We start from the raw sequence: 25,316 nt of genomic DNA, 5'->3' as shown, positions 1-25,316 counted from the left end.
GACTGATCCCGAAAGCGCCGCCGCCCATGCGTGTCACCCCCGACAGCGTGCTCTTCATCACGATCGACTCCTGCCGCTACGACACGTTCGTCGCGGCGAACGCCCCGGCCATGAAGCAGGTCTCCGCCCTCTACAAGGCGCAGGCCCCGGCGCATTTCACCTATGCCTCCCACGCCGCCATGTTCGCGGGCTTCACCCCCGGCGTGGCGGAACTGGCGGTGCCGTTCCTCAACCCGAAGTTCGCGCGCCTCTTCCGGCTCGACCGGGCGGGGGCGGCGGGGCATGCACGGCCGGGCTTCTCGGTGAGCGGCGCCGATATCGTGGATGGCTTTCGCAATGCCCGCTACGCCACCATCGGCGCGGCGGCCATGGGCTGGTTCGATCCCAAGACGCCGGTGTCGAAGAAGCTCACCGGCAGCTTCGAGCAGTTCCTCTTCACCGGCGACAAGGGCATCGCCACGCAGCTCGCCTTCATCGAGAAGCAGGCGGCGCGGGAGACCCGGCGCGATTTGTTCGTGTTCCTGAACGTGGGCGAGACCCACGTGCCCTATCATTTCGAGGGCGCGCCCTGGCCGCGCACGGACAATCCCTGCCTGCCGTTCCAGAGCGTGGACCGCGCCGCCGATTGCCGCGAGCGCCAGCGGCTGTGCTGCGAATATGTGGACCGCAAGCTCGCACCCCTGCTGGAGCGCTTTGCCGGCGCCACCATCGTGCTGTGCGGCGACCATGGGGATTGCTGGGGCGAGGATGGCCTGTGGGAACACGGCATCGCCCACCCGATGACGCTCACCGTCCCCCTTCTCATCCGCTATCGCGGCCGTCCGGTGGAGGAACTGCCGGCGGCGTCACCCCTCTAGGTCACGTTGTCCCGCGCCTGCGCTTCCCGCTCGTGGGCCTGCCATTGCAGGGCCGAGGGCGGGACGAGAAGGCTCAGCGCGGCGGGGGCGACGGCGTAGCGCAGCGGCAGGCTTTCGCGCGTCACCTCGCCGTCGGTCGCGACCCAGGCGCGGCGGCGGCGGGCATGGATGGTGACGCGCCGCGCCGAGAAGGCATGGATGCCCGGCGCGCCGCGCCATGCGTCCACCAGCACCTCGGCACCTGTGCGCAGCTTCGCGAGCGTGCCGCGATCCTCCGCCACCAGCACCTCCAGCTGGCCCCCGTCGAGCCGCGAGCGGTGCCAGCCCGAGGCGTCGAAGGCGTTCACCGTGACGAGGGCGGCATAGGCGTCGATGGGCTCGCGGGCGCCGGCCACCTCCACCTCCAGCGACAGTCTCCCGGATCGAAATATCGCCCGGCCCAGCGCCATGAACCAGCCGAAGGCGCGCCCGCGATCGCGCATCTGCTCGCGGGCCATGGCCATCTGGCTGAAGAAGCCCACCCCGGACACGCTGTGGAACGCCCGCCCGTTGAGGGTGCCGAGATCGACCCGCATGGGCTTGGCATCATGCAGCGCCTCGAGCGCCCCCATCAGGTCGCGCGGCAGGCCGATGTCGTAGGCGAGCAGGTTCATGGTGCCGAGCGGCAGCACGCCGAGGGTCACGTCCGTGTTGGCGAGCACGGAGGCGGCGTAGGAGACGGTGCCGTCGCCCGCCCCCACCACCACCGTGTCGTAGCCGTCGCGTGCCGCCGAATCGATGGCCGCCGCCATGGCGTTGCCCTCGGCCACCACCACGTCCACGTCGAGGTCGGGCCGGGTTAGGGCGTCGTCCACGATACCGCGCACCTTGTCGGGGCCCATGTCGTGGACGGTCCCCGCTTTGGCATTGAGTACGACCCGCATTCGCCGCATCGTGCATCCTCCAGACCGGCACAAGCGTTGGCGCAGCCGGGTGGTTCCCTTCCGTCCCGCCACTTTCGTGCCGCGGGTGCCGATCCGAGGTGCATCATGTCCACCGCCCCGACCGGAGCAAAGGGCTCCTACATCTTCCGGCTGCGGGCCGGGCTGCTGGTGCTCGCGGTCTCGGTGCTGCTGTGCTGGGTGGGCGGACATTTCGTGGCCCGCCAGTTCGGCCTCGGCCTCGGCTGGGCCATCCTCATCGCGCTCGCCATCTGGGTGGGCGTGGGCATGCTCATCGCCCGGCTGGACACCCGGATCTATTATGCGGTGGCGCTCGCGGTGACGCTGCTGCTCGCCTACCTCGTCTATGATTTCACCCGCTCGGCGCTGGACTGGTCGAATGGCGTCGCCCTCACGCTGGCGGTGCTGGCGAGCGCGCTGCTGGCCTTCACCTTCCACGATTTCCGCCGGCTGAAGCACGAACTGCGCCTGTGGGCCTATCGTCGCTGAGGCAACTTCCTGTTGCATTGCAGCAGGTTGACTTGGCGCCACGCAAGGGCTCAGGCTTGACTTTTTCCGGACTGAACCGTTCAAGTAGGTGCCGGGCGACAGATGCGACCTAGGGTGGCGGGCGGCTGTGCCGCCTCCGGATGACCCTAGGGTGCGGGCGACTGTGGGCGAAGCATGTCGGAGGGACGCCTTTACATCTTTGCCGGACCCATCATCTCGCTGCTGATCGCCCTCGTGTTCCTGCTGGTCTGGCTGCACGATCGCGAGCGCCGCTGCGGGCTCTATTTCGCGTCCGCCTTCTGCGCCTACGCGCTCGCCGCGCTGATGCAGATCACCGGCCTCCCCCGTGGCGCGGGTCCGAACGCCGTGGTCTCGGCCATCGTCTACACCTTCGCCGTGCTGACGCTGGTGGAGGGCGTGCTGGTGCGGTTCGGCCGCGCCGGATCGGGACGGCTGCTGCTCGTCATCGCCTGCGGCGTCGTCGCACTGGTGTTCTATTTCTTCTATGTCGACCGCGATGTCGTCGCCCGCATCTATGCGCAGAATTTCGGCTACGGCCTGATGTTCGTGATCGCGGCGCTGCAGATCTTCGCCATCCAGCGGCGGCGCCCCATCGACCGCCTGCTGTCCTGGGTCTTCCTCGTTTTCGGCCTGCACTTCTTCGTGCGCACCGTGCTGACCATGCACATCTCCGGCGATCTGTTCGAGATCGACCGCCTGCGCGAGAGCGGCGCCGACCCATCGGATCTCGCCGCCTTGTTCCGGGCGACGCCGTTCTGGCAGGTGCTGAACTTCAGCCTGCTCATCAGCGGCTTCCTGCTGGCCCTGGCCCTGCTCGCCTCCATCGCGGCGGACGCCATCGACGAGATCCGCCGCGAGGGGCGCATCGATCCCTTGACCGGGCTCGGCACCCACCGCGCCTTCATGGAGCGGGCGGCGGAGATCCTCGCCGATCCCGGCGCCCAGCCGGTGACGCTCGTCGCCTTCGACATGGACCGGTTCAAGGAGATCAACGACGGCTTCGGCCACGGCTCCGGCGACCGGCTGCTCTCCGTCATCGGCGGCCTGATCCTGCAGGAGACCTCGCCCCGCGACGCGACCGCGCGCATGGGCGGGGAGGAGTTCGCCATGCTCCTCGCGCGGACCAACCGGGTCGGCGCCTCGCGGGTCGCCGAGCGGCTGCGCGCGGAGCTGGAGTTCGCCCGCCTCACTGTGCTGCCGCCCCATGCGGTGGTCACCGCCAGCTTCGGCGTGGTCGAACAGCGGGAGGGGGAAGACCTCGACCGGCTGTTGGCGCGCGCCGACGCGCTGGTCGCCATGGCCAAGCAGGAGGGGCGCGGCGCGCTCGCCACTGACGCCCCCTCTGCCGGCGACGCGCCCGAGGTGGACGACCTGAGCCGCACCGCTTGATCTGGATCAACGTGCCGGCCCGGAACGCTGCCTAGCCTTTCCCCTGACCAACACGGGGGAAACCATGCCTGCACAGACCGCCATCTGGCTCGCCGCCATCGTCACCGCCTTCGGCGGCTTCGCCTTTGCCCTCGCCTGGGCCGATCACTACACCGCCGGCAAGCGCTGAGCCCGGCTCCGCTCGCGTTGCGGGTGGGTCGGCGGGTGTTTTAAGCTCCCTTCCGGCAACTGCGCCGGGAGCCTCGCCATGTCCGGATTTTCGACGGGATATTCTCCCGCGTCCCCTCGACGGGGGGCGGGCGTCGTGGCCTGCGGGCTCGCCACGATCGCGCTCGCCGCGCTCGGGTTCGCCGCGCTCGGGCTCGTCGTGGCGGCCCCGGCCCACGCCACGGGCACGCTCGATTGCAGCATCGACGATGCCGCCGTCTCCTTCGCGGCGCAGACGGCGTTTTCCCACGGCATGGGCGGCAGCTTCAACAATTTCCGCGCCGTGCTGGAGGTGAAGCCGGCCGGCAAGGGCGCGCCACCGTTCGAAAAACTGGAGCTGGATGGCGAGGCGCTGGTCCATCACTGGTTCCACGGCAGCGAGGTGCGCTTGCACCTCTATCACGAGCTGCCCGACCCCAAGGCCGGCTCGGCCGAGCTGGTGATCGAGACCAAGGGCAAAGGCAAGGAAGCGGAGAGCTTCGCCGGCCGCTATGTCCTCACCCTCACCGCCATAGATGCGGCCGGGACGGAAAAAACCCGCACGCTGAAGGGACGGGCCACATGCTCCGCCGGCTGATGATGGGCCTCGTCCTCGCGGGCGCGATGGTCTCGCCACTCGCGGCCGCCGGCCCGGAGACGCTGCCGCCCTTCGCCTGCGTCGGCCCGTTCGCGCCCGATACGGACGAGGCGGCGCTGATCCGCCAGTTCGGCCGCGCCAACGTGGTGTTCCGCACCGTGCCAGCCGCCGAGGGCGAGATGGTGAAAGCCACCGTGCTGTTTCCGCAGGACCGGTCGCGCCGGGTCGAGATCATCTGGCTGGATGAGAAGAAGCGGCGGCGGCCAGGCGATGTGCTGGTCTACGATCCCGGCCCGTGGCGCACGCCCGAGGGCATAGGCATCGGCGCGACCCTCGCCGAGGTGGAGCGGGCGAACGGCAAGCCCTTCACCCTCTCCGGCTTCGGCTGGGACTATGGCGGCTCGGTGCTGGACTTTGAAGGCGGCCGTCTCGCCCCGAATAAGCTCGCCAATGGCAACGGCTGCCGCCTGCTGCTCCGGTTCTCGCCGCCCGGCGCCTATGAGGGCGACGTGGACGGCGACCGGGAGTTCCGCTCCGACGACGCGGCCATGCGGGCGGCAAAGCCCGTCGTCTACCAGATGGTGCTGTCTTACGGCGGCGAATGAGCGACTTCACGCCCGCCCTGTGCTAAAGGGGCGGCATGTCGCCCCCCGCCCCATCCCGTCCCGACCGGCCCGCCGACGCGGCGACCGCGCCGTTCTGGCGGACGAAGACCCTCGCCACCATGACGGTCGAGGAATGGGAGAGCCTGTGCGACGGCTGCGGCCGCTGCTGCCTCGTGAAGCTCGAGGACGAGGACACGGGCGCCGTCGCCTACACCGACGTGGCGTGCCGCCTGTTCGACGCCGGCTCCTGCCGCTGCGCCGATTATCCCAACCGCTCTCAGATCGTGGAAGATTGCGTGCGGCTCACCCCCGAGGCGGTGGAGAGCATCGGCTGGCTGCCGCCCACCTGCGCCTACCGGCTGGTGCGCGAGGGCAAGGATCTGCCGTTCTGGCATCCCCTGGTGTCGGGCACGCCGGACACCGTGGTCAGCGCCGGCATTTCGGTGAAGGGCCGGGTGGCGGGGCTGGAAAGCGAGTTCGGGCTGTTCGAGCTGGTGGACCACATCGTCAACTGGCCGGCCCGCTGGCCGCGCGGCGCCAAAGGGCGCCAGCAGGGGAGCGAGGCCCCCGCGAGGCGCGCCCGCGCGCGGGTCAAGCCGCGACTGTCCGAAACGGGCGCCTGAACGGGCCTATTCCGCCGCCGCGCCGGTCTTCTTCTTGCGGGCGTCCGCCGGTGCGGGCTCGATGAGGCTGCGGCATTCCTCGGCGGTGAGCGGCTCGCCGAACACCACGCCCTGCCCATATTCGCAGCCGAAGCGGGTCATCTCGGCGGCTTCCGTTTCCTTCTCCAGCCCCTCGGCCATCACGTCCATGCCGAGGTCGTGGGCAAGGTCGATCATGGCGCCGACGATCACCGGCCGGGCGGCGCGGGACGGGCCCTTGGCCACCGAGCGCACGAAGCGCGGGTCGATCTTCACGCTGTCGAAGGGGAAGCGCTGGAGATAGGCGAGGGAGGAATAGCCGGTGCCGAAATCGTCGAGGCACAGGCCCGCGCCCAGCTCGCGCATGCGGCCCAGCACCACGGCGGCATATTCCGGGTTTTCCATCACCAGGCTCTCGGTGACTTCCAGCTTCAGCGAGCCGGGCGCCACCGTGTTGCGGGCCAGCACGGATTTGAGATCCTGGATCAGATCGTGCCGCAGCAGCTGCCGCGACGAGACGTTCACGTGCATGAACAGCGGCGGGTCCACCCGCAGCAGGCGCTGCCACTGGCCGAGCTGGCGCGCCGCGCGGTCGAGCACGAACAGGCCGAGGTCGAGGATGAGCCCTGTCTCCTCGGCCAGCAGGATGAATTCGGAGGCGGCGAGCTCGCCGAGGCGCGGGTGGTTCCAGCGCATATAGGCCTCGAAGCCGCCGATGGCCCGGTCGCCGAGGCGGACGATGGGCTGGTAGCGGACCGAGATCTGGTCCTTCTCCAGCGCCTCGCGCAGCTCCTGTTCCAGCACCACGCGGTCGATCTTCTGCTGGCGCATGGCCGGGCGGAACACCTCGATGCGGTCGCCGCCGATGCGCTTGGCATAATACATGGCGAGCTCGGCGTCTTTCAGCACCTCGTCGCGCTTCACCTGGTCCGGGCCGGACAGGACGAGGCCGATGGAGGCGGTGACGAACACCTCCCGGTCGGCGAAGGCGATGGGCGCGCGCAGCGAGCGGCGCAGGGTGTCGGCGAAGGTGGTGATGCGCTCGGCGTCGCGCTCGGACATCAGGATGATGCCGAACTGGTCGCCGGAGATGCGGGCCAGCGTGTCCTGCGGCTTCAAGAGGCGCGTCATGCGGCGGGCGACGGTGAGGAGGATCGAGTCCGCCACCGCCATGCCCACCTGCACGTTGAGCAGCTTGAAGCGGTCGAGGTCGATCACCATCACCGTCGGCTTCACCTTGTCGTCGAGCCGGGCGGTGACGAGGGCCTGGTGCAGGCGGTCGAGGAACAGCTCGCGGTTGGGCAGGCCGGTGAGGTTGTCGCGCACCGCGTCGTGCAGCAGGCGCTCGGCGGCGATGCGCTCGCCGGTCACGTCGGTGAGGGTGCCGATGCAGCGCACTACCTCGCCGTCCGCGCCCACCACCGGGCGCGCCTTCAGGTTGAAGGTGAGATAGTGGCCGTCGATGGCGCGCAGTCGGAAATCCTGGTCGATGCGGCCGCGGCGTTGGTCGATGATGCCGTCGAGCGTGGCGCGGAAGCGGTCGCGGTCGGCGGGGTGCAGCACCTCCAGCCAGCCGGCGGCCTCGGTCTCCAGCGAATGGCGCTTCAGGCCCAGCGCCTCCTCGGCCTCGGGGGAGGTGTAGATGCGGTCGGTGTCCACGTCCCAGTCCCACACGATGAGGCCGGAGCCGGCCAGCGCCAGCGCGCGGCGCTCCAGCTCCGAGGTCGAGCCCTGGATGCCGCCGATGCCGGCGAAGGCGTGCTGCATCACCGTGAAGCCGATGAGCATGACGATGAGCACGAGGCCGCCCGAGAGCGCCGGGGCGGCGAGATCGTTGGTGACGAAGCCGGCCACCGTCAGGCCCGCCATCATCACCCACACCACCAGCAGCGACCAGGTGGGGATGATGAGCACCGCGCGGTCGAAGCCGTGCTGCGACAGCCAGATCACCACGCCGAAGCCGGCCACCGCCACCGCCAGCAGCGAGAGGCGGGCGATGCCCGCCGCCACCGGCGCATCCAGCAGCGCCACCACCACGAGGGCGGCGAGGAACACCAGCCAGCCGGCGGCGACGTGGACGTAGCGCACGTGCCAGCGGTTGAGGTTGAGGTAGGCGAACAGGAACACGAGCAGCGTCGCGGTCAGGATCGCCTCGCCCGCCGCCCGCCAGAACTGCTCGGCGATGGGGGAGAGGCCGAACACCTTCGACCAGAAGGCGAAGTCGAGGCCGATATAGCCAAGCACGGCCCAGGCCAGCGCGGCGGCCGCCGGGAACATCACCGAGCCCTTCACCACGAACAGGATCGTCAGGAACAGCGCGAGCAGGCCGGCGATGCCGATGACGATGCCGTGGTAGAGGGTGAAGGCGTTCACCCGGTCCTTGTAGGCGTCGGGCTCCCACAGCTGCAGCTGGGGCAGGCCCGCCGAGCCGAGTTCCACCACGAAGGTGACGGTGGAACCGGGATCGAGCGTGATGAGGAAGACATCCGCGTCCGGCGCCGACTGCCGCTCCGGCTTGAAGCCCTGGCTGGGCGTGAGCGAGATGATGCGGCGGTTGCCGAGGTCCGGCCAGAACAGGCCGGAGCCGGACATGCGGTAATGCGGCGCGACGATGAGGCGGTCCACCTGCTCGTCGGTGTTGTTGGTGAGGGCGAAGGCGATCCAGTCGCCATGGCTGCGCCCGTCGGAGGTCGGCACCTCGATGCGGCGCACGACGCCCTCGGCATCGGGCGCGGTGGAGATCTGGAAGCGGCCGTCATCGGTGGTCTGGCGCTCGACGGCCGGCAGCAGGTCCACCACCTTGGCATCGAGCCGGAGCGCGATCGCTTCCATCGCCTGGGCGCTGCCGGTGAGCGCGCAGAGCATGAGGAGGAGCGCCACGGGCAGAGCGAGGACGCCGGCGAGAAACGACCGCAAATTCAGGTCTCCGCATCCGGCATCGAACCGGACCGATCAGCCTTGGAACATGCCCGAAGCCGGATGCGCCGCGCAGGGGTGGCGCGCGACACGGCGACGGACGCTGGTTTCACCTTGGGGCCATCAGGATGGGAAAACGCCACCACGCATCACGAACATAACTTAAGGTCAACCGCGCCGGCTCGTTGCGAAGAGGCCGCGCTGCGGTCCACACCCTGAATCATCTATCCAAGCGTTGCGGCCGGAGCAAGGCGCACGCGCGCCCTGGCATCGTTCCAGACGGGCCGAAAGGGGCTCCCGGAACGACAATGCGCGCCCTTTGGGGGGCGCGCATCGAAGATCGGGAGATTTTCGCTCAGAAGAAGCGGCGGGCGGCGTCGCGGTCCTCGGCGAGGGGCGCGGGCTCGCGCGAGAGGCGGGCGGCCTCCTCGCGGCGCACGTATTCGGAGAACGGGTCGAGGGCGGCTTCCACCGCTTCCTCGGCCTGGGCCGAAACCACTTCCAGCGGCTGCTGCTGCACGGGGCGGGCGACGGGAGCCACGGGCGCGGCCTCCACCGGCACGGCGCGGTCGGAATCGGTGGTGCGGCTCGCCTTGGCGTCGAGCCACGGCAGCGGATAGGGCGAGGCGATGAAGGCCACGCCGTCTTCCTGCTCCCAGGCGATCATGTGCACGGCCTCTTCGGCCGGCATGCCGGGGAGCGAGAACATCTGCGGGATTTCCCGCGCGGAACCGCTCCAGCCGATGGTGTGGGCCAGCTGGAAGGCTTCGTCGAGGAAGGCGGTGACCGCCGCGAGGCGGTCGGCGCGGAGCGACTGGGTGAAGTCCACATCCAGAAGACGGCGCAGATACGCCTCCACGCTGTCGCCGGCCGCCCACTGGGAGCCGGAGGCGAACTGGTAAACATAGACGCGCGGATTAGCCATCACGCAGCTCCGAATAATCTCTACTGGGCGCCCCTCATATCAAAGGAGCCCAGGAAACACAAAAGTGCGTCCAAAGAGCATGCGCCCTGCCGGTTGAGCGGCAACTAGGCCGGCGCTCGATTCTCCTTGCGGGAGGAGGTACGCACTGGCGGCGGAGGTCCGTTCCATCTGAGCGGATCGCGGACCATCGTGCGGCCCGTATGGTTAATTCTTCGTTTCCGTGCGGCGGACGCAAGGTCATTCCCGCCGTCCGGCGATGTTGTAGAAAAGAGGCCATGCAGATGCCTCCCCCTCCCGGCACCGATCCCAGAAGCCACGGCCTGTGGGCCATGACCGCCCCGCCCGCGCCCGAGACCGCGCCGCTGAGTGGCGAGGCGCGCGCCGATATCGCCGTGGTGGGCGCCGGCTATACCGGGCTTTCCGCCGCGCTGCGGCTGGCCGAGGCGGGCGCAAGGGTGGTGGTGCTGGAGGCCGCCGGCATCGGCTCCGGCGGGGCGGGGCGCAATGTGGGGCTGGTGAACGCCGGGCTCTGGGTGATGCCCGACGACATCGTGGCCACCCTCGGCGCCGAGAAGGGGGAGGGGCTGCTCGCGCTCCTCGGCGGGGCGCCGGCGGAGGTGTTCGCCCTCGTCGCCCGCCACGCCATCGCCTGCGAGGCGACGCCCAACGGCACGCTCCATTGCGCCGTCGGCCGGGCCGGGCAGGCCGAGATCGAAGCCCGCGCCGCCCAGTGGCAGGCGCGCGGTGCGCCGGTGCGCCTCCTGGATGCGGACGCGGCCCGCGTCGCGATCGGCGGTGGCACCTATCGCGGTGCCCTGCTGGACGAACGGGCCGGCACCATCCAGCCCCTTGCCTATGCCCGGGGACTTGCCCGCGCGGCGATGGCGGCCGGGGCGGTCCTCCATACGGCGAGCCCCGTGCGGGCGGCGGAGGAGACGGCCGGCGGCTGGCGGCTGCGCACCGATGGCGGCACGCTCGCGGCGGACCGGATCATCGTCGCCAGCGACGCCTACAGCTTCGGGCCGTGGGAGCGCCTCGCCCGCGAGCAGGTGCCGCTGCCCTATTTCAATTTCGCCACCCCGCCGGTGCCCGAGCGCCTGCGCACGCGCATCCTGCCCGGCCGGCAGGGCATCTGGGACACGCGGCAGGTGCTCACATCGCTCCGCTATGACGCGGCCGGGCGGCTGGTGTTCGGCAGCATCGGCGCGCTCGGCGCTCTGGCGGGGGTGCATGAGGCCTTTTCCCGGCGCGCGCTGGCGCGGCTCTTTCCGGAGCTGCCGCCGGCGCCGTTCGAGGCCGCCTGGTACGGCACCATCGGCATGACGGACGATGCCTTGCCGCGCTTCCGGCGGCTGGCGCGAAATGTGGTGTCCATCAGTGGATACAACGGCCGGGGCATCGGTCCGGGCACGGTGTTCGGCCGGCTGATGGCGGATGTGGTGCTGGGGCGGTCGCGCGCGGAGGACGTGCCGCTGCCGGAGCGGGAGGTTGCCGTCCCCCGGTGGCGGGCCGCGCAGGCGGCCTTCTATGCGGCGGGATCGGCCGCCGCGCATGTGGTGGGGGAACGGGGAATGGGGTGAGGCGCCGTTCCCTTCTCCCCTTGCGGGAGAAGGTGGATCGCGGCGGAGCCGCGAGACGGATGAGGGGTGTGGTGCCTTTTGGTCGGCCGTGGCGAGGCGGTCAGGACCGACCCCTCACCCCCAGCCCCCTCAGTTCCGCAGGCCGGGCGCTTCCTGGCCGGTGCGGGCGACGTATTCGGTGTAGCCGCCGTTGTATTGGTGGATGCCGTCCTGCGTCAGCTCCAGCACGCGGTTGGAGAGGGCGGCGAGGAAGTGCCGGTCGTGGGAGACGAACAGCATGGTCCCCTCGTAATCGGCCAGCGCCGCCACCAGCATCTCCTTGGTGGTGATGTCGAGATGGTTGGTGGGCTCGTCCAGCACCAGGAAGTTGGGCGGGTCGAACAGCATCTTGGCCATCACGAGCCGCGCCTTCTCGCCGCCCGACAGCACCCGGCAGCGCTTTTCCGCGTCGTCGCCGGAGAAGCCGAAGCAGCCGGCCAGCGTGCGCAGGGCGCCCTGTCCGGCCTGGGGGAAGGCGTCCTCCAGCGTCTCGAACACGGTGCGCTCGCCCTCCAGGAGATCCATGGCGTGCTGGGCGAAATAGCCCATCTTCACGCTGGCGCCGACGTTGACCGTGCCGTCGTCCGGCTCTGTGGAACCGGCGATGAGCTTGAGCAAGGTGGACTTTCCGGCGCCGTTGACGCCCATCACGCACCAGCGCTCGCGGCGGCGGATGTGGAAGTCCAGCCCCTCATAGATGACCTTGCTGCCATAGCGCTTGTGGACGCCCTTGAGGCTCGCCACGTCCTCGCCGGAGCGGGGCGCGGGGGCGAATTCGAAGGCCACCGCCTCGCGCCGGCGGGGCGGCTCCACCCGGTCGATCTTGTCCAGCTTCTTCACCCGGCTCTGGACCTGCGCGGCATGGGAGGCGCGGGCCTTGAAGCGCTCGATGAAGGCGATCTCCTTGGCCAGCATGGCCTGCTGGCGCTCGTATTGCGCCTGCTGCTGCTTCTCGTTCATCGCCCGCTGGCCGGCGTAGAACTCATAGTCGCCGGAATAGGAGTTGAGGCTGCCGGTGTCGATCTCGACGATCTTGTTGACGATGCGGTTCATGAAGGCGCGGTCGTGCGACGTCATCATCAGCGCGCCGTCGAAGCCCTTCAGGAAGCTTTCCAGCCAGATGAGGCTCTCGATGTCGAGATGGTTGGAGGGCTCGTCGAGCAGCATCACGTCGGGGCGCATGAGCAGGATGCGGGCCAGCGCCACGCGCATCTTCCAGCCGCCGGAGAGCTTGCCCACGTCGCCGTCCATCATCTCCTGGGAGAAGCCGAGGCCGGCGAGAACCTCCGCCGCGCGGCCCTCCAGCGCGTAGCCGCCCAGTTCCTCGAAGCGGGCCTGCACCTCGCCGTAGCGCTCGACGAGCGCATCCATCTCGTCCATGCGGTCGGGATCGCCCAGCGCCGCCTCGATCTCCTTCAGCTCCGCCGCGACGGTGCTCACCGGCCCGGCGCCGTCCATCACCTCGGCGAGGGCGGAGCGGCCCGCCATCTCGCCCACGTCCTGGCTGAAATAGCCGATGGTGATGCCGCGATCGGCCGAGACCTGCCCCTCGTCCGGCGTCTCCTGCCCGGTCATCATGCGGAACAGCGTGGTCTTGCCGGCGCCGTTGGGGCCGACGAGACCCACCTTCTCCCCCTTCAGCAGCGCGGCGGACGCCTCGATGAAGACGAGCTGCCGGCCGTTCTGCTTGCTGATGTTGTCGAGGCGGATCATGGGACAGGGGCACCCGGGGAATTGGAGGTCGTGCGCGTGGCGCGCTTTCCCGGGGGCTTAATCCATCCTGTTGCGGTGCGAAAGGGGCGCCTCGCTCAGGCGGCGCGATAGGCGCGCAGATAGTGCGCCTCGAACATCCGCTTCACATGGTGCAGCGGGCCGAGCCGGGGCAAGGCGAAGTTGCGCCGTGCGTCGCGGAACACCAGCATGCCCGCGTCCAGCGTATCGACGATGCAGACGAGTTCGGGCCGGAAGGTCTCCCGCTCCGGCCGGCCGGCGAGGACGGCGGCGATGTTGCGAGCGGCGGCGCGGGCCTGGAGATCGGCCTGGTGGGCCTGCTTCGGCATCCAGTCCGGACCGGGGAAGGAGCCCGCGTCGCCGGCCACATACACATCGTCGAGACCATGGACGGCGCAGGTGGCGTCGGCGGCGATGAAGCCGCCGGGCGAGAGCGGCAGGCAGCTTTCCGCCAGCCATGCCGGCCCGGTGAGGCCGGGCATGAACAGGATGAGGTCGGCGGGGATCTCGCCGCCTTCCGTCACCACCTTGTCGGGGGCGAAGCTGAGCGGCTTGTGGCCGAGATGGGTCCTGATGCCGCGCCGCTCCATCTCCTTCAGCAGCCCGCCCACCGCCTTGGCGCCGAGCCGCTGACCGGGCTGGGTGGAGGCGTTGAAGAAGACAAGATCCACCGCCTCCCGCCGGCCCTGCCGGCGCAGCAGCGTGTCGAGGCCGAACAGGAACTCGAACATGGGGCCGCCGCGCACCGCGGACGGTTCCTGCGGGTTGGCGCCGAACCCCACCGCGATGGTGCCGCGTTCGAGGGCGGCGATGCGCTGGCGCAGGGCGTCCGCGACGGCGATGCCCTCGCACGGGATGAACGCGTGCTCGATGCCCGGCAGCTTGCGGATGTAGCGCCCGCCGGTGGCGATGAGCAGCATGTCGTTCTCGATGACGCCGCCGCTGGTGTGGACGCGCCGTCCGCCGTCCGTCACCTGCTCCACCGTCGCGGCCACGTGCCGCACGTTGTGGCGGGCGAAGAAGCCCGCGAGGGGGATGGTGAGGTCCTCCGCCCGCCGCAGCCCGGCCGGCACCCAGATGAGGCTCGGCAGATAGGTGAGCATGGGCGCGGGCGACACCACCGTGATGTCGGCGCCGACGCGCTTGCGGCGCAGCTCGCGCACCGCGGTCAGCGCCGCAAAGCCCGAACCCAGGATGACGATGCGCGGGACGGTCATGGCATCACTCCGCCGGTTCGAGATGGGCGCGGGCGGCCTTTGCGGGCGCTGCGGGTCCGAAATCGCCGTCCACGTCCGCGCCGAGATCGGCGCGCCACGGCCGCCACACCTCCAGCCCCACGAGAATCACCACCAGCACCACGGCCAGCCCGACCGCGAGCACCGGATAGGAGAGGCCGGTGAGGTCCATGAAGGTGATCTTGCCCGGCCCGGAGGCCATCAGGACCGGCTTCAGCACCGGCTCGGCATAGCCGAAGGCGGTGGCGCCGGCGATGCCGCCGAGGAGCGTGAACAAAGCGTCGCGATAGCCGACGCCCACCTGGGCGAGGACGGTGCCCGGGCAGGCGCCGGCCAGCGCGATGCCGGCACCGAGCATCAGCCCGCCCACCACATCGGCGGCATAGAAGGTGGCCTTGGGCGCGAGCTTCACCAGGCCGAAGCCATGGAGCGCGGCGATCACCACCGCGCCGGTGGCGACGGCGGTGAGGAAGACCTTGAGCATGATGAAATTGCGGAGCTGCATCTGCCCCACGATCATGCCCGGCTCGAACACGCGGGCCTTTTCGAGAGCGACGCCGAACACCGTGCCCATGAGCAGGCCGATGACGATGGATTGGACGAGAGACATGGCGGTTCTCCTTGCCGGGGTTCGGCGTCAGATGCGGCGCAGCAGGAGGAGGGCGGTGGCGATGCCGCCGGCGAACATGGCGGCGACGGCGACCGTCGAGGAGACGGCGAGCTGCGCCATGCCGGAAAGGCCATGGCCGGAGGTGCAGCCATCGGCGATGCGGGCGCCGAACAGCATCACGAAGCCGGCGCCGAACGCCACCGCATAGCGCACGCCGGGGTTCGATGTGCCGAGCGCCCGCGACCAGATGGGGGAGATGGGCTTGCGACGGGCGCCGGAGATGCGCATGGACAGAAAGGCGCCGATGGCGACGCCGACGACCAGCGCCACCTGCCACCAGTTCTTGCCGGTGGCGGCGATGTGCTTCGCCACATAGTCGATCTGCGCCACACCCGGATCGATCCACGACGCCACGATGCCGCCGATGGTGACGTAGGACGAGGAGGCGCCGAGCGCCGTCTCGATGAGCAGGAAGGCCGGCACCTGCAGAAGGCCGATGAGAATGCCGGCCACGTAGGGCGACCACGCCTTGGCCTTCAGGGAACAGGCGAAGCCTGAACCGGACCCGGCGCGCTGCGCGATTTCGCTCATGGGTTTCCTCCGTAACGGGGCGCCGCGTCCCGCGCGGCCAAATCCCTTGACATTCAAAAAAATGAAATTCTAATTCTTGAATGTCAAGAGGCGCGACGGGCGGTCAACAGATCCCGAGCGCGCCCCGCGTCCATCGGCAGCACCGGCGGGCGCACAATGGGAGGTAGCAATGTCGCGGATCGTCATCCTGGGCGCCGGGCTCGGCGGCGTCATCATGGCCTATGAGATGAAGGAGAAGGTGGGGTCGAAGCATGAGGTGGTGGTGGTCAACAAGGGCTCCACCTATACCTTCGTGCCCTCCAATCCGTGGGTCGCCGTGGGCTGGCGCAAGCCCGAGGAGATCACGGTGGACCTCACCAAGGTCTTCCAGTCCCGCGGCATCCGCCTCATGCCCATGGGCGCGAAGCGGCTCGATCCCAAGAACAACCGCATCGAGCTGAATGATGGCGACACGCTCGAATACGACTACCTCGTCATCGCCACCGGCCCCGACCTCGCCTTCGACGAGGTGGAGGGGCTCGGCCCCGCTGGCCATACCCATTCCGTCTGCCTCACCGACCATGCCGCCCACGCGCGCACCGCCTTCGATGCGCTGGTGCGTTCACCCGGGCCGATCGTGGTCGGCGCGGCGGCTGGGGCCTCCTGCTACGGGCCGGCCTACGAATTCGCCTTCATCCTCGATGCCGCCTTGCGCAAGGCCAAGGTCCGCGACCAGGTGCCCATGACCTTCGTGACGCCCGAGCCCTATGTCGGCCATCTCGGCCTCGACGGCGTGGGCGACACCAAGGGCCTGCTGGAAAGCGCGCTGCGCGAGAAGCACATCAAATGGATCACCAACGCCCGCGTGGCCCGCGTGGAGGCCGGCCGGATGAGCGTGGAGGAGGTGAACGAGGACGCAAGCCCGAAGGCCACCCACGATTTGCCCTTCGCCTTCTCCATGATTCTGCCCGCCTTCCGTGGCGTGCCGGCGGTGTCCGGCCACGAGGGCCTGTCCAATCCCCGCGGCTTCGTCATCGTGGACCGGCACCAGCAGAACCCGGCCTACCCCAACATCTTCGCCATCGGCGTGTGCGTCGCCATCCCGCCCATGGGCAAGACGCCGCTGCCGGTGGGCGTGCCCAAGACCGGCTTCATGATCGAATCCATGGTCACGGCCACCGCCGCCAACATCGCCGCGCTGCTCGCCGGGGAAAAGCCGCGGGCGGTGGCGACGTGGAACGCGGTGTGCCTCGCCGATTTCGGCGACGGCGGCATCGCCTTCATCGCCCAGCCGCAGATCCCGCCGCGCAACGTCAACTGGTCGTCGCAAGGCGCCTGGGTGCATACCGCGAAGGTCGGCTTCGAGCGCTACTTCCTGCACAAGGTGCGGCAGGGCGTGAGCGAGACCTTCTATGAGAATGCCGCCCTGAGCCTGCTCGGCATCAAGAAGCTCAAGGAAGTGCGGATGGAGGAGGCGGGGCCGGTGTGAGCCTAAGGCCCATGAGATCACTCATGGGCCTTAGGCCAAGCCCGCGCGGCGCTTGAGCGCCAACCACCCGGCACCGTTCAAGGAACGGGGCCGAGGGAGTGACCCCGCCCCCGCCTTACGGCACCAGCATCCGCACGATGGCCTCGGCGGCGGCCTCCGGGTCCATGGCGGTGGTGTCCACGCGCAGCTCGGGGGCGGCGGGGGCCTCGTAGGGGCTGTCGATGCCGGTGAAGTTCTTGAGCTGGCCGGCGCGGGCCTTCTTGTAGAGGCCCTTCACGTCGCGCCGCTCGGCCTCGGCCAGCGGCGTGTCGATGAAGACCTCGAAGAACTCGCCCGGCTGCATCATGCCGCGCACCATGTCGCGCTCGGCGCGGAACGGGCTGATGAAGGCGGTGATGACGATGAGGCCGGCATCCGTCATCAGCTTCGCCACCTCGCCCACGCGGCGGATGTTCTCCACCCGGTCGGCGGCGGTGAAGCCGAGATCCTTGTTGAGGCCGTGGCGCACGTTGTCGCCGTCGAGCAGGAAAGTGTGCCGGTTCATCCGGGCGAGCTTCTTCTCCACCAGATTGGCGATGGTGGACTTGCCCGCGCCGGAAAGGCCCGTGAGCCAGACCACGGCCGGCTTCTGGTTCTTCAGCGCCGCATGGTGCTCGCGGGAGATGTCGGTGGCCTGCCAGTGGACGTTGTCCGACCGTCTGAGCGCGAAGTGGATCATGCCCGCGCCGACGGTGGCGTTGGTCATCTTGTCGATGAGGATGAAGCCGCCCAGCTCGCGGTTCTCGGCATAGGGCTCGAACGGGATGCGCCGGTCGGTGGCGATGTTGCAGGCGCCGATGGCGTTCAGCTCCAGCGTCTTCGCCGCCAGGTGGTCCATGTTGTTGACGTTCACCTGGTACTTGGGCTCGGTGATGGTGGCGGACACCGTCTGGGTGCCGAGCTTCAGCCAGTAGGGGCGGCCCGGCAGCATGGGCTGCTCGTCCATCCACACGATCACCGCCTCGAACTGGTCCGCCGCCTGCACGGGGGCCTCCGCCGCCGCGATCACGTCGCCGCGCGAGCAGTCGATCTCGTCGGCGAGGCACAAGGTGACGGACTGGCCGGCCACGGCCTCCCTGAGGTCGCCGTCCAGCGTGACGATGCGCGAGACCGTGCTGGTCTTGCCGGAGGGCAGAACGCGGATGGCATCGCCCGGCTTCACCGTGCCGGAGGAGATGAGGCCGGCGAAGCCGCGGAAGTCGAGGTTCGGCCGGTTCACCCACTGCACGGCCATGCGGAATGGCTTTGCCGCGTCATGGGCGGCGTCGATCTCCACGCTCTCCAGATGCTCCATCAGCGTCGGGCCGGCATGCCACGGCGTGTTGGGGGAGAGGGTGGTGATGTTGTCGCCCTTGAAGCCGGAGATGGGCAAGGCGACGAAATCGGTGATGCCGATGGAGGCGGCGAAGGCCCGATAGTCGGCGACGATCTTCTCGAAGACTTCGCGGTTGTAGCCCACGAGGTCCATCTTGTTCACGGCCAGCACGATGTTGCGGATGCCGATGAGGTGGGCGAGGTAGGAGTGGCGCCGCGTCTGGGTCAGCACGCCCTTGCGCGCGTCCACGAGGATCACCGCGAGGTCGGCGGTGGAGGCGCCGGTCACCATGTTGCGGGTGTACTGCTCGTGGCCGGGGGTGTCGGCGACGATGAATTTCCGCTTCTCGGTGGCGAAGAAGCGATAGGCCACATCGATGGTGATGCCCTGCTCGCGCTCGGCGGCGAGGCCGTCCACCAGCAGCGCGAAATCCAGCTCCTGCCCCTGGGTGCCGACCTTCTTCGAATCGGCCTCCAGCGCGGCGAGCTGATCCTCGAAGATCATCTTGGAATCGTAGAGCAGCCGCCCGATGAGGGTGGACTTGCCGTCGTCCACGCTGCCGCAGGTGATGAAGCGCAGCATGGTCTTGTGCTGGTGCACGTCGAGATACTTGTCGATGTCCTCGGCGATGAGGGCGTCGGTCTTGTAGACGGGATCGAGGGGCGCGCTCATCAGAAATACCCCTCCTGCTTCTTCTTCTCCATGCCGGCGCCGCCGGCGTCCTTGTCGATGGCGCGGCCCTGGCGCTCGGAGGTGGTGGTGAGCAGCATTTCCTGGATCACCTGGGGCAGGGTGTCGGCCGTGCTCTCCACCGCGCCGGTGAGCGGGTAGCAGCCGAGCGTGCGGAAGCGCACCGAGCGCATCTGCGGCTGTTCGCCGGGGCGCAGGGGGAAGCGGTCGTCATCCACCATCAGGATCAGGCCGTCGCGCTCCACGGTGGGGCGCGGGGCGGCGAAATAGAGCGGCACGATGCGGATACCTTCGAGGTGGATGTATTGCCAGATGTCCAGCTCGGTCCAGTTGGAGATGGGGAAGACGCGCATGCTCTCCCCCTTGTTCTTGCGGGCATTGTAGAGGTGCCAGAGTTCCGGCCGCTGGTTCTTCGGGTCCCAGCGGTGGTTCTGCGAGCGGAAGGAGAAGACACGCTCCTTGGCGCGGCTCTTCTCCTCGTCGCGGCGGGCGCCACCGAAGGCCGCGTCGAAGCCCCATTTGTCCAGCGCCTGCTTCAGGCCCTCCGTCTTCCACATGTCGGTATGGAGGGGGCCGTGGTCGAAGGGGTTGATGGCCTTTTCCAGCGCGTCCGGGTTCTGGTGGACGAGAAGGTCCATGCCGGCCTCGCGCGCGGCCCGGTCGCGCAGCTCGTACATGGCGCGGAACTTCCAGGTGGTGTCCACGTGGAGCAGCGGGAAGGGAGGCGGGGAGGGAAAGAAGGCCTTCTTGGCGAGATGCAGCATCACCGCCGAATCCTTGCCCACCGAATAGAGCATCACCGGGCGCTCGGCCTCGGCGACGACCTCGCGCATGATGTGGATGCTCTCCGCCTCGAGGCGCTGGAGATGGGTCAGGCTCATCTGTTCTTCGCTCTTCGGTCCCAACACGACGCACAGGGCGGCACCGCGCACCGCCCTATTCCGCATCTGTGAGATGTGGATATCTTATTTCTACTCCACATTCCGACAAAAGGCGAGCCGCCCGCGCGGGCGCAGAACGGCGCGCGCGGAGGCGACGCGCCGCAGCCGGCCGGGCCGGCATCTGCGGGGCATTATCAGTGTGTGATGGGGGAAGGGGAACTGCGGACGGTTTAAGGGGGCGGAAATTCCGTCCGCAGTTCCATTCCCGTCGGTCTCGTTGCGGCGAGACCGACGGAGTAGCGGACAGTCGGCCTGAAGTCCGACTGCGCTATGGGATCACATTATCCGACTGTGCCGTGAAAAACAAACTGACCAGACGGTTTGTTGAAGAATGATTCCTCTCATAAGATGACGTTGACATGCCGCCCGTTCGCACGGGCCCGGATGCGGTCGCTCAGCGGGAGGGAAGCTGCCGGGACTTGCGCCCATCTCCGGGAGCATTCAGCCAGCGGCTTTCGTCGAGCAGGTGCTCGAACATCCGCTCGCGGGCGTCTGCGCTGAGCGGGCAGAGCCCCAGAATGGTGGAAAGGGCGAGTCCCTGAGCCGAATAGAGGCGGCTGAGGGCCTGCTCCGGGTCCGCCGCCTGCTCGCGGATGAGCGCGAGGGACTGCTGCTCGCGCTCCTGCAGCGGGTTGAGGAAGGTCGGATCCTCGGCGACCGCGGCGAGGATGGCGGAGGTGATGGAATTGGCTCCCTTCATCACCTCGCGATAGGCGGCGATCTGCGCGGCCAGGGCCGGCTCGGCATAGTCCGCCCCATGCGCCTCCCGGAACGCCTGGGCGAAGCTGTCGTAATGGTCCGCCTGCTGCTCCAGCAGCGCCGCGAGCACGGCCCGCTTGGTGGGAAACTGGTGCAGCAGCCCGCCCTTGCTGACGCCGCTCTCCCGGGCGATGGCATCGAGGGTGAGGCGGCCGGCGCCGTCGCGGGCGATGATGGCGAGCGCCGCCGCGATGACGGCGGACTTCGTGCGCTCCGAACGCGTGGCGTTATCCATGCCTCAGGCTGCCGCCCCTGTCGTGGCGCGAAAATACATCGCCACAACAGGACATACCGTCGATGCCGCCGGCGAGACAAGTCATTCCGACACCACCGCAAACAGGCCGTGGCCCGTTGTCTATCGCCCGCCCATCACATATTCCCCGCGCTCGTGCACGGTGTTGGCGCGTCCCACCAGCAGGGTCTCCAGCGGGCCGATGCGCTTCTGGTCCTTGTCCTTGTAGGGCAGGGAATGCAGCACATAGCGCATGGCATTGATGCGGGCGCGCTTCTTGTCGTCGGACTTGATGACCGTCCAGGGCGAGTCCGCCGTGTCGGTGTGGAAGAACATGGCTTCCTTGGCGCGGGTGTAGTCGTCCCACTTGTCCAGCGAGGCGAGATCGACGGGCGAGAGCTTCCACTGCTTCAGCGGATGCACCTTGCGTTCCTTGAAGCGGCGGCGCTGCTCGTCGCGGCTCACCGAGAACCAGAACTTGATGAGGTGGATGCCGCTGCGCACGAGGTTGCGCTCGAACTCCGGCGCCTGCCGCAGGAACTCGCGATATTCGTCATCCGAGCAGAAGCCCATCACCCGCTCGACGCCGGCCCGGTTGTACCAGCTGCGGTCGAACATCACGATCTCGCCGGTGGTGGGCAGGTGCTCCACATAGCGCTGGAAATACCACTGGCCGCGCTCCACCTCGCTCGGCTTTTCCAGCGCCACCACCCGCGCGCCACGGGGATTGAGGTGCTCCATGAAGCGCTTGATGGCGCCGCCCTTGCCGGCCGCGTCGCGCCCCTCGAACAGGATGATGACCCGCTGGCGGCTTTCCTTCACCCACGACTGAAGCTTCAGAAGCTCGGTCTGGAGGATGAATTTCTGCTGCTCGTAGTCGCGCCGCAGCATCTTGTATTTGAAGGGATAGCCGCCGGTGCGCCAGTCGTCGGACAGCTCGTCGCTTGTCACGCGCGGCTGGCCGGCCGGGGTGCCCGCGGGTTTGGGCAGGCCGAGCGATTTGCGCAGCCGCACGGCGTCGTCCGGCGCGGCGCCCGCGAGAATGGCGGCGATGCCGGCCTTCACCTCGTCCACGCCCGCCGCCGCGGCAGGCTGGGGCTCTTCGAGGGAGGCGGAGAGGGCGGCGACGGCGGACAGCTCCGCCTCCTGTGCCGCCAGCTGGCGCTCCTCGGCCAGCGAGCGCTCCATCTCGGCGGGAATGGCGTCGGCGCCGGTCACGGGCGAGAGGTCGTCAATGCTGGCCATGCTGGGCTCCTTGGGCGCTGGAGGCGCGCGCCATCCGCGGCTGAAAAACCGCGTCAAAACATGAGCCTTAGCCGGCTGAAGAGCGTTGATTGAGATCAAGGAGCGGGGGAGGTAGGGGGCGGCTTACGGTTGGGTCTCCCCTCTCCCCTCGAAGTCGGCCTTTGGCGACTTCGACCTTCACGAACCGAACTCGACAACAGCCGAGTTCGGGCGGGAGTGGGGCCGGGGGTGAGGGGCCAACGTCCCGACGGCACCGGGGCTTTCACCCCTCATCCGTCACGCGGCTTTGCCGCGCGCCACCTTCTCCCGCAAGGGGAGAAGGCGAACCCATCCCCTCACTTCGGGGCGAACTGCCCGTAGAGGTGCTTCACCACTTCGGTGGCGGCGTCCTCGGCGGTCTGGCCGGGATAATTGGCCACCACCTCCACCGAGAGGTCGCTCGCCGGCTCCACCAGGATCTTGGCGAAGTTCATGCTGTTGGACCCGTTGTGGGTGAGCACAGGCGTCTTCGTCCAGTCGAGCTTCACCACGCCCCAGCCGAAGGCATAGTCGCCGGCGGAGGGGGTGCCGGGGGGCGGGTTCTTGAAGGGCGGGGTGGTGACGTGGGGCTTGTGGATGACGGCCAGCGTCTCCGGCGAGACGATCTTCGGGCCGCGCTTGCCCTGGCCGGCGTTCCAATCGCCCCAGCGGGCGAAGTCCAGCACCGACATGTGGCCGATGCCGGCCGGGCCGATCACGGGCGGAATGTCCGCCGAGGGGCCCCAGGCCATGGCCGTGGGGGTGCCCTTGTCGTCCAGCATGTGGCCGATGGCGGCGTCATACTTGCCGAAGGTCGCCTGCGGGCCGAAGCCGGCGCTCTTCAGGCCGAGCGGCGCATAGATGCGCTCCTCCACCAGGCGCTCCCACGGCTTGCCGGAGACCTCCTCCAGCATGGCGCCGGCGAAGGTGTAGCCGAGGTTGGAATACTGGAACGGCGAGCCGGTCCTGGGCACCTCCGGCGCGTGCGTCTTCCACCGCTCCAGCGCGTCGATGCGCAGGGCCGTGGGCGTTTTCTCGAAGCCCACCGCATTGAAATAGATGGCGATGGTGTCCGCATTGTCGGAGGGGATGCCGCTGGTGTGGGACAGGAGCTGCTCCAGCGTCACCGCCGCGAGCTTCGGGTTCATGTCCTTCACCTTGCCGCCCAGCACCTCGCCGAGGGTGCTCGACCACTTGATCCTGCCTTCCTCCACCAGCGTCCCCGCGACGGTGGCGGTGAAGGCCTTGGTGTCGGAGCCGAGGTGGAAGCGGTCTTCCACCGTCACGGGGATATCGATGCCGATGGCCCGCTTGCCCGCCGCGCCCGAGGCGACGATCTCGCCCGATCGGGTCACGGCTGCGGCCAGCGCCGGCAATCCGTATTTGGCGCGCACGCCTTCAAGATAGCTGTCGAGGTTTTCCGCCGCCCGGACAGGTGCGGCGCAGGCGAGCGCGGCGGCGAAAGCGAGCGCGGCGGGGAAAGCGAGCGCCGGAAGCCCCAGCGCGAGCCGGCCCAACGGGTGAGAGAAGACCGATCCCGACCGCCCGATACCCATGCCCGTTTCCCCCGTGGTGCCCCGCCGTCGAAGCGGCCAAGCGTTGCCGTATCAACGCAGGCGGAGCCCCCCTTTGGCAAGGGGGCCATTGGGCGGAGCGGAAAGGTGGGGGCGGTCGATCAGGCCTTGTATTCGTAGAGCAGGCGGGCGCGGATGGTGCCTTCGAGCGCCCGGATGTCGGCGAGGATGGCCTGGCTGTCCACCGCCGAGGCGTCCGCGTCGAGCACCACATAGCCGATGTCGGCATTGGTCTCGTAATATTGGGCGGCGATGTTGACCGCGTGGCGGGCCAGCACCTCGTTGAGGCGGCCGAGCATGCCCGGCAAGTTGCGCTGCACCTGGATGAAACGGGTGCCGGTGGGGCGCGCCGGCAGCTGCACCTGCGGGAAGTTCACCGCGCCCATGGTGGAGCCGGTGTCCGAATAATCGAGCAGCTTGCGCGCCACCTCGGCGCCGATGCGCTCCTGCGCCTCCTCGGTGGAGCCGCCGATGTGCGGGGTGAGGATGACGTTGGGCAGGCCCTGCAGCGGGGAGACGAACTTCTGGCCGTTGGCGCTGGGCTCCACGGGGAACACGTCCACCGCCGCGCCGCGCAGGCGACCTTCCTTCAGCGCGTCGGCGAGGGCGTCGAGGTCCACCACCGTGCCGCGGCTGTTGTTGATGAGATAGGCGCCCTTCTTCATGGCGGCGATCTCGGCGCGGCCGATCATGCCGTGGGTGGCCGGGGTCTCGGGCACGTGCAGGCTCACCACGTCGCTCTGGGAGAGCACGTCGGCCATGGTCGCCACCGGCTCGGTGTTGCCGTGGCGGAGCTTGTCGGTGTGATCGTAATAGATCACCCGCATGCCCATCGCCTCGGCGAGGTTGGAGAGCTGCGAGCCGATGTTGCCGTAGCCGATGATGCCGAGCGTCTTGCCGCGCACCTCGTGGCTGTCGGTGGCCGACTTGTCCCACAGCCCTTCGTGGGCGGCGGCGGAGCGGTTGGGGATGCGGCGCAGCAGCATCACGATCTCGCCGATCACCAGCTCCGCCACGCTGCGGGTGTTGGAGAAGGGCGCGTTGAACACCGGGATGCCGGCGATGCGGGTGGCGTCGATGTCCACCTGGTTGGTGCCGACGCTGAAGCAGCCGATGGCGATGAGCCGGTCGGCCGCCTCCAGCACGTCGGCGGTGATCTGGGTGCGCGAGCGGATGCCGAGCAGGTAGACGCCCTTCAGCGCCTCCTTCAGCGCCTCCCCGTCCAGCGCCTTGGGCAGGCGGGTGAGGTTGGTGTAGCCGGCGGCGAGCATCATCTCGACGGCGCTGTCGTTGACGCCTTCGAGGAGCAGCACCTTGATCTTGTCGCGGGACAGGGAAAGCTGGGGGGCGTTTTGGGTCACGGGGCGCGACGTCCTTCGGCGATCAGCAGGCGAACCCGCGCGGACTGAGCTGCCGCACATGAGGCTCGGCTTGAAATGGCGGTTGCCGGGCGGCGGTCGCGGCCCGGCGGCGGCGCGAAAGTAGCGATTTTGCCGCCCCAGTCCAGAGATCGCGCGCCTTTGCCGCGGCTGGGGCTTGACGATGGGGAAGTGGCGGGGCGGCTTGGCCAGCCTCGCAGGACCGTCATCGCCCGGCTCGTCGGCAGCCGGCGGCAGCCGACTTCCGTTCGCAAAGACGGAACCCGGCAGCAGCCGGGTTCCGGGCGAACCACGGAACGGCA

The 25,316-nt window shown here is 68.9% G+C and carries 21 protein-coding genes; 8 read left to right on the top strand and 13 right to left on the bottom strand.

The window, feature by feature from the left end:
* The first annotated feature begins 26 nt into the window (after positions 1-26).
* Positions 27-857 carry a hypothetical protein gene (locus J2126_RS08275; protein ID WP_209485606.1) on the top strand — a complete coding sequence of 277 codons (831 nt, stop codon included), beginning with the start codon at positions 27-29 and terminating at the stop codon, positions 855-857.
* Here J2126_RS08275 and J2126_RS08270 read toward each other — a convergent pair.
* Positions 854-1,780 carry a diacylglycerol/lipid kinase family protein gene (locus tag J2126_RS08270; RefSeq protein WP_245327249.1) on the bottom strand — a complete coding sequence of 309 codons (927 nt, stop codon included), beginning with the start codon at positions 1,778-1,780 and terminating at the stop codon, positions 854-856. The genes J2126_RS08275 and J2126_RS08270 overlap by 4 nt on opposite strands.
* A gap of 105 nt (positions 1,781-1,885) precedes the next feature.
* Here J2126_RS08270 and J2126_RS08265 point away from each other — a divergent pair, with 105 nt between their 5' ends.
* From J2126_RS08265 to J2126_RS08245, 5 genes are all read left to right on the top strand, one after another.
* The gene (locus J2126_RS08265) at positions 1,886-2,287 is read left to right on the top strand and encodes a hypothetical protein (RefSeq protein WP_209485602.1); all 402 of its coding nucleotides are present in this window, start codon (positions 1,886-1,888) and stop codon (positions 2,285-2,287) included.
* A 174-nt stretch (positions 2,288-2,461) separates the two neighbouring features.
* Positions 2,462-3,697, top strand: coding sequence for a GGDEF domain-containing protein (locus J2126_RS08260; RefSeq protein WP_209485600.1), 1,236 nt, complete (start codon positions 2,462-2,464; stop codon positions 3,695-3,697).
* Positions 3,698-3,944: 247 nt separating this feature from the next.
* Positions 3,945-4,481 carry a hypothetical protein gene (locus tag J2126_RS08255; protein WP_209485598.1) on the top strand — a complete coding sequence of 179 codons (537 nt, stop codon included), beginning with the start codon at positions 3,945-3,947 and terminating at the stop codon, positions 4,479-4,481.
* Positions 4,466-5,086, top strand: a complete 621-nt coding sequence (locus J2126_RS08250) for a hypothetical protein (protein WP_209485596.1) — start codon at positions 4,466-4,468, stop codon at positions 5,084-5,086. Before J2126_RS08255 ends, J2126_RS08250 begins: the two co-directional genes overlap by 16 nt.
* 35 nt (positions 5,087-5,121) lie before the next feature.
* A complete protein-coding gene (locus J2126_RS08245; RefSeq protein WP_209485594.1) occupies positions 5,122-5,709 on the top strand; it encodes a YcgN family cysteine cluster protein in 588 nt (195 codons plus the stop codon).
* Positions 5,710-5,715: 6 nt separating this feature from the next.
* On the opposite strand, the gene J2126_RS08240 is transcribed toward J2126_RS08245, so the two are convergent.
* Entirely contained in the window at positions 5,716-8,592 is a 2,877-nt protein-coding gene (locus J2126_RS08240) for an EAL domain-containing protein (RefSeq protein WP_245327784.1), read from the bottom strand.
* Positions 8,593-8,998: 406 nt separating this feature from the next.
* The gene (locus tag J2126_RS08235) at positions 8,999-9,568 is read right to left on the bottom strand and encodes a hypothetical protein (protein WP_209485590.1); all 570 of its coding nucleotides are present in this window, start codon (positions 9,566-9,568) and stop codon (positions 8,999-9,001) included.
* Between the two features lie 281 nt (positions 9,569-9,849).
* Between J2126_RS08235 and J2126_RS08230 the strand changes: the two genes are divergently transcribed.
* Positions 9,850-11,148, top strand: coding sequence for an NAD(P)/FAD-dependent oxidoreductase (locus tag J2126_RS08230; protein WP_209489966.1), 1,299 nt, complete (start codon positions 9,850-9,852; stop codon positions 11,146-11,148).
* A gap of 129 nt (positions 11,149-11,277) precedes the next feature.
* On the opposite strand, the gene J2126_RS08225 is transcribed toward J2126_RS08230, so the two are convergent.
* The 4 genes from J2126_RS08225 to J2126_RS08210 form a co-directional block, all read right to left on the bottom strand.
* A complete protein-coding gene (locus tag J2126_RS08225) occupies positions 11,278-12,900 on the bottom strand; it encodes an ABC-F family ATP-binding cassette domain-containing protein (RefSeq protein WP_209485588.1) in 1,623 nt (540 codons plus the stop codon).
* Positions 12,901-12,995: 95 nt separating this feature from the next.
* Positions 12,996-14,135, bottom strand: a complete 1,140-nt coding sequence (locus tag J2126_RS08220) for an NAD(P)/FAD-dependent oxidoreductase (RefSeq protein WP_209485586.1) — start codon at positions 14,133-14,135, stop codon at positions 12,996-12,998.
* Positions 14,136-14,139: 4 nt separating this feature from the next.
* Positions 14,140-14,763, bottom strand: a complete 624-nt coding sequence (locus tag J2126_RS08215; protein ID WP_209485584.1) for a YeeE/YedE thiosulfate transporter family protein — start codon at positions 14,761-14,763, stop codon at positions 14,140-14,142.
* Positions 14,764-14,790: 27 nt separating this feature from the next.
* On the bottom strand, positions 14,791-15,354 hold the full coding sequence (locus J2126_RS08210) for a YeeE/YedE thiosulfate transporter family protein (protein WP_209485582.1): 564 nt from the start codon (positions 15,352-15,354) through the stop codon (positions 14,791-14,793).
* A 169-nt stretch (positions 15,355-15,523) separates the two neighbouring features.
* On the opposite strand from J2126_RS08210, the gene J2126_RS08205 reads away from it, so the two are divergent.
* On the top strand, positions 15,524-16,822 hold the full coding sequence (locus J2126_RS08205) for an NAD(P)/FAD-dependent oxidoreductase (protein ID WP_209485580.1): 1,299 nt from the start codon (positions 15,524-15,526) through the stop codon (positions 16,820-16,822).
* Between the two features lie 115 nt (positions 16,823-16,937).
* Here J2126_RS08205 and cysN read toward each other — a convergent pair whose 3' ends face one another.
* From cysN to serA, 6 genes are all read right to left on the bottom strand, one after another.
* Positions 16,938-18,848: a sulfate adenylyltransferase subunit CysN gene (gene cysN / locus J2126_RS08200; protein WP_209485578.1), complete on the bottom strand. Its 1,911-nt coding sequence runs from the start codon at positions 18,846-18,848 to the stop codon at positions 16,938-16,940.
* Positions 18,848-19,747 (bottom strand): sulfate adenylyltransferase subunit CysD, encoded by a 900-nt coding sequence (gene cysD / locus J2126_RS08195; protein WP_209485576.1) that lies wholly within the window; start codon positions 19,745-19,747, stop codon positions 18,848-18,850. Before cysD ends, cysN begins: the two co-directional genes overlap by 1 nt.
* Before the next feature lie 454 nt (positions 19,748-20,201).
* The gene (locus J2126_RS08190) at positions 20,202-20,801 is read right to left on the bottom strand and encodes a TetR/AcrR family transcriptional regulator (protein WP_209485574.1); all 600 of its coding nucleotides are present in this window, start codon (positions 20,799-20,801) and stop codon (positions 20,202-20,204) included.
* Between the two features lie 120 nt (positions 20,802-20,921).
* A complete protein-coding gene (gene ppk2 / locus J2126_RS08185) occupies positions 20,922-21,986 on the bottom strand; it encodes a polyphosphate kinase 2 (RefSeq protein WP_432445349.1) in 1,065 nt (354 codons plus the stop codon).
* Between the two features lie 392 nt (positions 21,987-22,378).
* Positions 22,379-23,617, bottom strand: coding sequence for a serine hydrolase domain-containing protein (locus tag J2126_RS08180; protein WP_209485570.1), 1,239 nt, complete (start codon positions 23,615-23,617; stop codon positions 22,379-22,381).
* 119 nt (positions 23,618-23,736) lie between these two features.
* Positions 23,737-25,056, bottom strand: coding sequence for a phosphoglycerate dehydrogenase (gene serA / locus J2126_RS08175; RefSeq protein WP_209485568.1), 1,320 nt, complete (start codon positions 25,054-25,056; stop codon positions 23,737-23,739).
* Positions 25,057-25,316: the final 260 nt, after the last annotated feature.

Source organism: Xanthobacter flavus, assembly GCF_017875275.1.
Classification (GTDB): Bacteria; Pseudomonadota; Alphaproteobacteria; order Rhizobiales; family Xanthobacteraceae; genus Xanthobacter; species Xanthobacter flavus_A.
Note: the sequence above shows the minus strand (reverse complement) of the source record. Positions and strands in the feature narration are given on the sequence as shown.

What these genes read in the sequence shown, in the direction of transcription:
- J2126_RS08250 (WP_209485596.1), top strand. Translation starts at nt 4,466, where the DNA reads ATGCTCCGCCGGCTGATGATGGGCCTCGTCCTCGCGGGCGCGATGGTC.
- J2126_RS08235 (WP_209485590.1), bottom strand. Translation starts at nt 9,568, where the DNA reads ATGGCTAATCCGCGCGTCTATGTTTACCAGTTCGCCTCCGGCTCCCAG.
- J2126_RS08190 (WP_209485574.1), bottom strand. Translation starts at nt 20,801, where the DNA reads ATGGATAACGCCACGCGTTCGGAGCGCACGAAGTCCGCCGTCATCGCG.
- J2126_RS08255 (WP_209485598.1), top strand. Translation starts at nt 3,945, where the DNA reads ATGTCCGGATTTTCGACGGGATATTCTCCCGCGTCCCCTCGACGGGGG.
- cysN (WP_209485578.1), bottom strand. Translation starts at nt 18,848, where the DNA reads ATGAGCGCGCCCCTCGATCCCGTCTACAAGACCGACGCCCTCATCGCC.
- ppk2 (WP_432445349.1), bottom strand. Translation starts at nt 21,986, where the DNA reads ATGGAGCGCTCGCTGGCCGAGGAGCGCCAGCTGGCGGCACAGGAGGCG.
- J2126_RS08270 (WP_245327249.1), bottom strand. Translation starts at nt 1,780, where the DNA reads ATGCGGGTCGTACTCAATGCCAAAGCGGGGACCGTCCACGACATGGGC.
- J2126_RS08260 (WP_209485600.1), top strand. Translation starts at nt 2,462, where the DNA reads ATGTCGGAGGGACGCCTTTACATCTTTGCCGGACCCATCATCTCGCTG.
- J2126_RS08215 (WP_209485584.1), bottom strand. Translation starts at nt 14,763, where the DNA reads ATGTCTCTCGTCCAATCCATCGTCATCGGCCTGCTCATGGGCACGGTG.
- J2126_RS08205 (WP_209485580.1), top strand. Translation starts at nt 15,524, where the DNA reads ATGTCGCGGATCGTCATCCTGGGCGCCGGGCTCGGCGGCGTCATCATG.
- serA (WP_209485568.1), bottom strand. Translation starts at nt 25,056, where the DNA reads ATGTGCGGCAGCTCAGTCCGCGCGGGTTCGCCTGCTGATCGCCGAAGG.
- J2126_RS08230 (WP_209489966.1), top strand. Translation starts at nt 9,850, where the DNA reads ATGCCTCCCCCTCCCGGCACCGATCCCAGAAGCCACGGCCTGTGGGCC.
- J2126_RS08240 (WP_245327784.1), bottom strand. Translation starts at nt 8,592, where the DNA reads ATGCTCTGCGCGCTCACCGGCAGCGCCCAGGCGATGGAAGCGATCGCG.
- J2126_RS08180 (WP_209485570.1), bottom strand. Translation starts at nt 23,617, where the DNA reads ATGGGTATCGGGCGGTCGGGATCGGTCTTCTCTCACCCGTTGGGCCGG.
- J2126_RS08265 (WP_209485602.1), top strand. Translation starts at nt 1,886, where the DNA reads ATGTCCACCGCCCCGACCGGAGCAAAGGGCTCCTACATCTTCCGGCTG.
- J2126_RS08210 (WP_209485582.1), bottom strand. Translation starts at nt 15,354, where the DNA reads ATGAGCGAAATCGCGCAGCGCGCCGGGTCCGGTTCAGGCTTCGCCTGT.
- J2126_RS08275 (WP_209485606.1), top strand. Translation starts at nt 27, where the DNA reads ATGCGTGTCACCCCCGACAGCGTGCTCTTCATCACGATCGACTCCTGC.
- cysD (WP_209485576.1), bottom strand. Translation starts at nt 19,747, where the DNA reads ATGAGCCTGACCCATCTCCAGCGCCTCGAGGCGGAGAGCATCCACATC.
- J2126_RS08220 (WP_209485586.1), bottom strand. Translation starts at nt 14,135, where the DNA reads ATGACCGTCCCGCGCATCGTCATCCTGGGTTCGGGCTTTGCGGCGCTG.
- J2126_RS08245 (WP_209485594.1), top strand. Translation starts at nt 5,122, where the DNA reads ATGTCGCCCCCCGCCCCATCCCGTCCCGACCGGCCCGCCGACGCGGCG.
- J2126_RS08225 (WP_209485588.1), bottom strand. Translation starts at nt 12,900, where the DNA reads ATGATCCGCCTCGACAACATCAGCAAGCAGAACGGCCGGCAGCTCGTC.